The 6,053-nt window shown below is 65.0% G+C and carries 9 protein-coding genes and 1 tRNA gene; 1 reads left to right on the forward strand and 9 read right to left on the reverse strand.

All coding sequences use genetic code 11. The features are described from left to right. Nucleotides 1-5: 5 nt before the first annotated feature. The 9 genes from nuoF to ACODR1_RS15585 are packed head-to-tail and all read right to left on the reverse strand — an operon-like array spanning nucleotide 6 to nucleotide 5,652. Nucleotides 6-1,325 carry an NADH-quinone oxidoreductase subunit NuoF gene (gene nuoF, locus ACODR1_RS15545; protein ID WP_101719845.1) on the reverse strand — a complete coding sequence of 440 codons (1,320 nt, stop codon included), beginning with the start codon at nucleotides 1,323-1,325 and terminating at the stop codon, nucleotides 6-8. 4 nt (nucleotides 1,326-1,329) lie between these two features. Then, nucleotides 1,330-1,590, reverse strand: a complete 261-nt coding sequence (locus ACODR1_RS15550) for a hypothetical protein (protein ID WP_488881252.1) — start codon at nucleotides 1,588-1,590, stop codon at nucleotides 1,330-1,332. Beyond that, nucleotides 1,587-1,823 carry a hypothetical protein gene (locus tag ACODR1_RS15555; protein WP_488881253.1) on the reverse strand — a complete coding sequence of 79 codons (237 nt, stop codon included), beginning with the start codon at nucleotides 1,821-1,823 and terminating at the stop codon, nucleotides 1,587-1,589. Before ACODR1_RS15555 ends, ACODR1_RS15550 begins: the two co-directional genes overlap by 4 nt. Next, nucleotides 1,823-2,506, reverse strand: coding sequence for an NADH-quinone oxidoreductase subunit NuoE (gene nuoE / locus ACODR1_RS15560; protein ID WP_101719848.1), 684 nt, complete (start codon nucleotides 2,504-2,506; stop codon nucleotides 1,823-1,825). Before nuoE ends, ACODR1_RS15555 begins: the two co-directional genes overlap by 1 nt. After that, the gene (locus tag ACODR1_RS15565) at nucleotides 2,503-2,835 is read right to left on the reverse strand and encodes a nuclear transport factor 2 family protein (RefSeq protein ID WP_488881254.1); all 333 of its coding nucleotides are present in this window, start codon (nucleotides 2,833-2,835) and stop codon (nucleotides 2,503-2,505) included. The genes nuoE and ACODR1_RS15565 overlap by 4 nt, the downstream gene beginning before the upstream one ends. Beyond that, on the reverse strand, nucleotides 2,832-4,082 hold the full coding sequence (locus tag ACODR1_RS15570; RefSeq protein ID WP_101719850.1) for an NADH-quinone oxidoreductase subunit D: 1,251 nt from the start codon (nucleotides 4,080-4,082) through the stop codon (nucleotides 2,832-2,834). The genes ACODR1_RS15565 and ACODR1_RS15570 overlap by 4 nt, the downstream gene beginning before the upstream one ends. A 3-nt stretch (nucleotides 4,083-4,085) precedes the next feature. Further along, a complete protein-coding gene (locus tag ACODR1_RS15575; RefSeq protein ID WP_477029911.1) occupies nucleotides 4,086-4,688 on the reverse strand; it encodes an NADH-quinone oxidoreductase subunit C in 603 nt (200 codons plus the stop codon). Next, nucleotides 4,685-5,305: a NuoB/complex I 20 kDa subunit family protein gene (locus ACODR1_RS15580; protein WP_277794191.1), complete on the reverse strand. Its 621-nt coding sequence runs from the start codon at nucleotides 5,303-5,305 to the stop codon at nucleotides 4,685-4,687. Before ACODR1_RS15580 ends, ACODR1_RS15575 begins: the two co-directional genes overlap by 4 nt. Next, nucleotides 5,275-5,652 (reverse strand): NADH-quinone oxidoreductase subunit A, encoded by a 378-nt coding sequence (locus ACODR1_RS15585; protein WP_165255182.1) that lies wholly within the window; start codon nucleotides 5,650-5,652, stop codon nucleotides 5,275-5,277. Before ACODR1_RS15585 ends, ACODR1_RS15580 begins: the two co-directional genes overlap by 31 nt. A 200-nt stretch (nucleotides 5,653-5,852) precedes the next feature. On the opposite strand from ACODR1_RS15585, the gene ACODR1_RS15590 reads away from it, so the two are divergent. Then, nucleotides 5,853-5,929 (forward strand) — tRNA-Asp (locus ACODR1_RS15590). The last annotated feature ends 124 nt before the right edge of the window (nucleotides 5,930-6,053 follow it).

Genomic DNA, 6,053 nt, shown 5'->3' on the forward strand with positions numbered 1-6,053 from the left:
TCTCGTTACTCCGCCGCGATCAGCTTGGCGCCCTGCACGTGCAGGCGACCGCTACGATAGGATGCGATCCGGTCCTCCACCTCGTGGCGGAAGTGACGGAACAGGCCCTGGATCGGCCAGGCGGCCGCGTCGCCCAGGGCGCAGATGGTGTGACCCTCGACCTGGGTCGTGACATCCAGAAGGGTGTCGATTTCCTTCGGATCGGCTTCGCCGGTGGCCATGCGCTCCATGACCCGCCACATCCAGCCGGTGCCTTCACGGCACGGCGTGCACTGGCCGCAGCTCTCGTGCTTGTAGAAGTACGACAGGCGGGCGATGGCGCGAACCAGGTCGGTGGACTTGTCCATGACGATGACGGCGGCGGTGCCCAAGCCCGACTTCAGGTTGCGCAGGGCGTCGAAGTCCATCGGCAGGTCTTCGCACTGCTCGGCGGGGATCATCGGAACCGACGAACCGCCCGGGATGACGGCCTTGAGGTTGCCCCAGCCGCCGCGGATGCCGCCGCAGTGGTCTTCCATCAGCTGACGGAAGGGGATGCTCATGGCTTCTTCGACGTTGCAGGGCAGGTTCACGTGGCCCGAGACGCAGAACAGCTTGGTGCCCGCGTTGTTCTGACGGCCGAAGCCGGCGAACCACGAGGCGCCGCGGCGCAGGATCGTGCCAGCGACGGCGATGCTCTCGACGTTGTTGACCGTGGTCGGCATGCCGTAGAGGCCAGCGCCGGCCGGAAACGGCGGCTTCAGGCGCGGCTGGCCCTTCTTGCCTTCCAGGCTTTCCAGCAGGGCGGTCTCTTCACCACAGATATACGCGCCGGCGCCGTGGTGGACGTAGATGTCGAAGTCCCAGCCGTGGATGTTGTCCTTGCCGACCAGCTTGGCCTCGTAGGCCTGCTTGATCGCCGCTTCCAGGCGCTCGCGCTCGAAGACGTACTCGCCGCGGATGTAGATGTAGCAGGCGTGGGCCAGCATGGCGCGCGAGGCGATCAGACAGCCCTCGATCAGGAGGTGCGGGTCATGCCGCATGATCTCCCGGTCCTTGCAGGTGCCCGGCTCGGACTCGTCGGCGTTGACGACGAGATAGTGCGGACGACCTTCCTTCACTTCCTTGGGCATGAAGGACCACTTGAGACCGGTCGAGAAACCAGCGCCCCCACGGCCTCGCAGACCGGAGTTCTTCATGTTCTCGATGATCCAGTCGCGCCCGGCGTCCAGAATATCCTTGGTGCCGTTCCAGCAACCGCGCGCCTTCGCACCTTCCAGACCCCAGTCCTGGAGCCCGTAAAGGTTGGTGAAGATGCGATCCTTGTCTTCGAGGATACCGACCATGACTCTAGCTTTGCGGATCGAATGGATGGGTGCGGACATAGCGCGTCCGCCGGACGATGACATAGGCGAAAAGCAGCCAACCGGCGCCGATCACCAAAAGACCTGTGGGCGTAGCCCAGGCTGGCGCGCCGGGCACCTCCCGGCCCCAGATCAGCAGCAGCACCCCGGCCAGGCTGGCCAGGAACCCGAAGGCCCGTTCCTTGCGGTACAGGCTTCGAACCGTGACCACGTAGGCCCGACGCTTGTCGGCGAGATGGTCGCTCATGGCGCCCTCCCCGCTTGCGGATCCTGCGGCTTGGTGGCCTTCAGCCACCCGACCACGAACCAGATCTGTGCGCCCAGCCCGGCGACAATGGCCAGGACGAAGACCGGCAGCAGCCAGCCCACGCCGAAGGCCACGTGGCCGACGATCGCCGCGCCGGCCACCAGGAAGCACACGACGTCGATGGCGATCATCGTCGTGAAGCGCTTCTTCTGTTGGACGGCCACGTCGGTCATCAGGCGGCGGGCTCCGCCTTGGTCTTCTTGGGCGCCTCGGGCAGGTTCGGGATCTTGATCTTCTTGGCCGCCGAGCCGTCGTACAGCTTCGGGTCGGTCAGGGTCTGGATCTTGTCCTTCGGCTCCGAGGACTTGCGACCTTCGTAGCTGCCCGGCTGCGGAGCCTTGCCCGCGGCGAAGTCGTCGAGGATCTGGGCCAGGCTCTCCGGCGTCAGGTCTTCGTAATAGTAGTCGTTGATGGCGGCCATCGGGGCGTTGCAGCAGGCGCCGAGGCACTCGACCTCTTCCCAGCTGAACTTGCCGTCGGCCGACACGCTGTGAGCCGGACCGATCTTCTTCTCCAGCACCGAGCGCAGGTCGAGCGCGCCGCGCAGTTGGCACGGCGTGGTGCCGCACAGCTGGACGAAGGCGGTCTTACCCACCGGGGCCAGTTGGAACATCACGTAGAAGGTGGCCACTTCGAGAACGCGGATGACCGGCATCTCGAGCTGGCGCGCGATCTCCTGGATCGCCGGCTCCTGCACCCAGCCCTCTTGCTTCTGGGCCAGCCACAGCATCGGGATCACCGCCGACTGCTTGCGGGCGGCGGGGTACTTGGCTTTCCACCAGTCGGCCTTGGCCTGGCTTTCCTTCGAGAAAGCGAAGCTCTCGGGCTGTTCCTTGGCGAGACGACGAACGCTCATCGGGCGAAATCCACGCGGACGATCTTGTCGTCCTTGAAGGTGTAGATGGCGGCGACCTGGAAGGGTTCGTCGCCGTTGCCGCGGTCGACGTGCTCGTGATCGATCACGTTCGAGCCGACCACGATGCGGTTCAGCAGCTTGGCGTTGTTCTTGGGGAACTCGGCGAAGGTCTTGGCGTAGAAGGCGCGATAGGCCTCGATGCCCGTGCGCGCCACCTCGCCGTTCAGGCCGGCCACGACCACGTCGTCCGAGAAATGGGCGCAGTGGGCGTCCAGGTCCTGGGCGTTGTAGGCGTCGAGCTGGGCCTGGGCGATGCTCTCGAGGCTCATCGGTCGACCTCGCCGAACACGATGTCGAGCGAGCCCAGGATGGCCGAAACGTCGGCCAGCTGGTGGCCGCGGTTCATCCAGTCCATCGCGGCCAGGTGCGAGAAGCCGGGAGCCTTGATCTTGCAGCGGTACGGCTTGTTGGTGCCGTTGCTGACCACGTAGACGCCGAACTCGCCCTTGGGGGCTTCGACGGCCGCGTAGACCTCGCCTTCCGGCGTCTTGAAGCCCTCGGTGTAGAGCTTGAAGTGGTGGATCAGGGCTTCCATCGAGCGCTTCATCTCGGCGCGACGGGGCGGGCTGACCTTGTTGTCCTCGCTCAGCACCGGGCCCGGCGTGGCGCGCAGCATGGCCACGGCCTGCAGGATGATCTTGGTGCTCTCGCGCATTTCCTGCATGCGGCAGAGGTAGCGATCGTAGCAGTCGCCGTTCTTGCCCAGCGGGATGTCGAACTCGAACTCGTTGTAGTTCTCGTACGGCTGGTTGCGGCGCAGGTCCCAGGCGATGCCCGAACCGCGCACCATCACGCCCGAGAAGCCCCAGGCCCAGGCGTCTTCCTTGCTCACGACGCCGATGTCGACGTTACGCTGCTTGAAGATGCGGTTGTCGGTAATCAGGCCCTCGATGTCGTCGCACACCTTCGGGAAGGCTTTCGCCCAGCTCTCGATGTCGTCGATCAGTTCGGGGGTCAGGTCCTGGTGGACGCCGCCCGGACGGAAGTAGTTGGCGTGCAGACGAGCGCCGCAGGCGCGCTCGTAGAAGATCATCAGCTTTTCGCGCTCTTCGAAGCCCCAGAGCGGCGGCGTCAGGGCGCCCACGTCCATGGCCTGCGTCGTCACGTTCAGCAGGTGGTTCAGGATGCGGCCGATCTCGCAGAACAGCACGCGGACGATCTGGCCGCGCTTGGGCACTTCCACGCCCAGCAGCTTTTCGATCGCCATGCAGAACGCGTGTTCCTGGTTCATCGGCGCCACGTAGTCGAGGCGGTCGAAGTACGGGATGTTCTGCAGGTAGGTGCGCGCTTCCATCAGCTTCTCGGTGCCGCGGTGCAGCAGGCCGATGTGCGGATCGACGCGTTCGACGATTTCACCGTCGAGCTCCAGCACCAGGCGCAGCACGCCGTGCGCGGCCGGGTGCTGGGGGCCGAAGTTGATGTTGAACTTGCGGACCGGGGTTTCCGGGATCGCCGGAACGGTCGGTTCGTCGCGGAAGAAGTCGGTCGCCGCGGCGGGAGCGTTCGTGCCAGTCATGACTTAAGCCTTCTCCGCCTTCTCGTCGCCCGGCAGGGCGTACTTGGCGCCCTCCCACGGAGAGAGGAAGTCGAATGCGCGGTACTCGGTGATCTTCACGGGTTCGTAGACGACGCGTTTGAGCTCGTCGTCGTAGCGGACCTCGACATAGCCCGTCATCGGGAAGTCTTTCCGCAGCGGATGGCCGTGGAAACCGTAGTCCGTGAGGATGCGGCGCAGGTCGGGGTGGCCCTCGAAGAACACGCCGTACATGTCGAACACTTCGCGTTCGAACCAGTCGGCGACCGGGAACACGGGCGTGGCGCTCGGCACCGGGGTGTCTTCGTCGGTCTGCACCTTCACGCGGATGCGGACGTTCTTCACCATCGACAGCAGGTGGTAGACCACGTCGAAACGCGCGGCGCGCTCCGGATAGTCGACCGCCGTCAGGTCCACCAGCTGGTGGAAGCGATAGTCGGGGTGATCGCGCAGGTAGGTCAGCAGCTCGACCACGCGATTGGCCGAACCCAGGACATTCAGCTCGCCGAACGCCACGTGATACGACGAGATCGCGCCGGCCGAATTGGCGACGATGGCCTGGCCGAGGGCTTCGAGGTCTTGGCTCATCGCTCGATGGTCCCCGTGCGACGGATCTTCTTCTGGAGCTGCAGCACGCCGTAGACGAGCGCTTCGGCCGTCGGCGGGCAGCCCGGCACGTAGATGTCGATCGGCACGACGCGGTCGCAGCCGCGCACGACGCTGTAGCTGTAATAGTAGTAGCCGCCGCCGTTGGCGCAGCTGCCCATCGAGATGACGTAGCGGGGCTCGGGCATCTGGTCGTAGACCTTGCGCAGAGCCGGGGCCATCTTGTTGGTCAGGGTGCCGGCGACGATCATCACGTCCGACTGACGCGGGCTGGCGCGCGGGGCGAAGCCGTAGCGCTCCAGGTCGTAGCGCGGCATGGCCGAGTGCATCATCTCGACGGCGCAGCAGGCCAGACCGAACGTCATCCACATCAGCGAGCCGGTGCGGGCCCAGGTGATGAGGTCGTCGGCGGCGGCCGTGATGAAGCCCTTGTCGGCCAGCTGCTGGGAGACGCCATCGAAGAAGGCGTCGTGCAGCTTGGGGTCATAGCCCTGCACGGTCGAGCGACCGGCGGAGCCCGCCGGGATCAGCGACGAGCCATTGGGCGGCGAGCCGTTGGCGGGAACGATCACTCCCATTCGAGGGCGCCCTTCTTCCATTCGTAGATAAAGCCGACAGTGAGAACGCCCAGGAAGGCCAGCATGGACCAGAAGGCGTAGGCGGCGACGTCGGCAGGCAACTTCATAAGAGTGACGGCCCACGGGAACAGGAACGCCACTTCGAGGTCGAAGATGATGAAGAGGATCGACACCAGGTAGAACCGGACGTCGAACTTCATGCGAGCATCGTCGAAGGCGTTGAAGCCGCATTCGTACGCGGACAGCTTTTCCGGGTCCGGCGCCTTGGGCGCGAGCACGGCGGCGGCCAACATGAAGACGATGCCGATAACGGCCGCGATCCCGATGAAGATCACGATCGGCAGATACTGGAGAAGGAAGGCGGTCATGACAGCCCTTGGCTTGAATCGGCCGCGTTGTAGCCCAGCATTTCCCACGCTTCAAACGCCTGGGGCACATTGAGAAACGATCGCAACTGCAAGCCATCCACAGGTTCTGCGACATCGCCGTTGACACGAGTCTCGGCCCGACATATCAGACGCCCCTCGCCGCACGGCGGGTCGCACTTCCGCCTCGGCGGACAGCAAATGCGGATGTAGCTCAGTTGGTTAGAGCGCCGGCCTGTCACGCCGGAGGTCGCGGGTTCGAGCCCCGTCATTCGCGCCACCTTCTTCTGGAAGGTAGCGATCCGAGGTAAAAGCGAGCGCTTCGTAGGGTTTAGCGGCCTTACGCGACGCGGATGTAGCTCAGTTGGTTAGAGCGCCGGCCTGTCACGCCGGAGGTCGCGGGT

This window comes from Caulobacter sp. FG7 (assembly GCF_057808875.1).

Excerpts from the sequence above, each read along its gene's own strand:
- nuoF (WP_101719845.1), bottom strand. The coding sequence starts at position 1,325 with ATGGTCGGTATCCTCGAAGACAAGGATCGCATCTTCACCAACCTTTAC.
- ACODR1_RS15550 (WP_488881252.1), bottom strand. The coding sequence starts at position 1,590 with ATGAGCGACCATCTCGCCGACAAGCGTCGGGCCTACGTGGTCACGGTT.
- ACODR1_RS15555 (WP_488881253.1), bottom strand. The coding sequence starts at position 1,823 with ATGACCGACGTGGCCGTCCAACAGAAGAAGCGCTTCACGACGATGATC.
- nuoE (WP_101719848.1), bottom strand. The coding sequence starts at position 2,506 with ATGAGCGTTCGTCGTCTCGCCAAGGAACAGCCCGAGAGCTTCGCTTTC.
- ACODR1_RS15565 (WP_488881254.1), bottom strand. The coding sequence starts at position 2,835 with ATGAGCCTCGAGAGCATCGCCCAGGCCCAGCTCGACGCCTACAACGCC.
- ACODR1_RS15570 (WP_101719850.1), bottom strand. The coding sequence starts at position 4,082 with ATGACTGGCACGAACGCTCCCGCCGCGGCGACCGACTTCTTCCGCGAC.
- ACODR1_RS15575 (WP_477029911.1), bottom strand. The coding sequence starts at position 4,688 with ATGAGCCAAGACCTCGAAGCCCTCGGCCAGGCCATCGTCGCCAATTCG.
- ACODR1_RS15580 (WP_277794191.1), bottom strand. The coding sequence starts at position 5,305 with ATGGAAGAAGGGCGCCCTCGAATGGGAGTGATCGTTCCCGCCAACGGC.
- ACODR1_RS15585 (WP_165255182.1), bottom strand. The coding sequence starts at position 5,652 with ATGACCGCCTTCCTTCTCCAGTATCTGCCGATCGTGATCTTCATCGGG.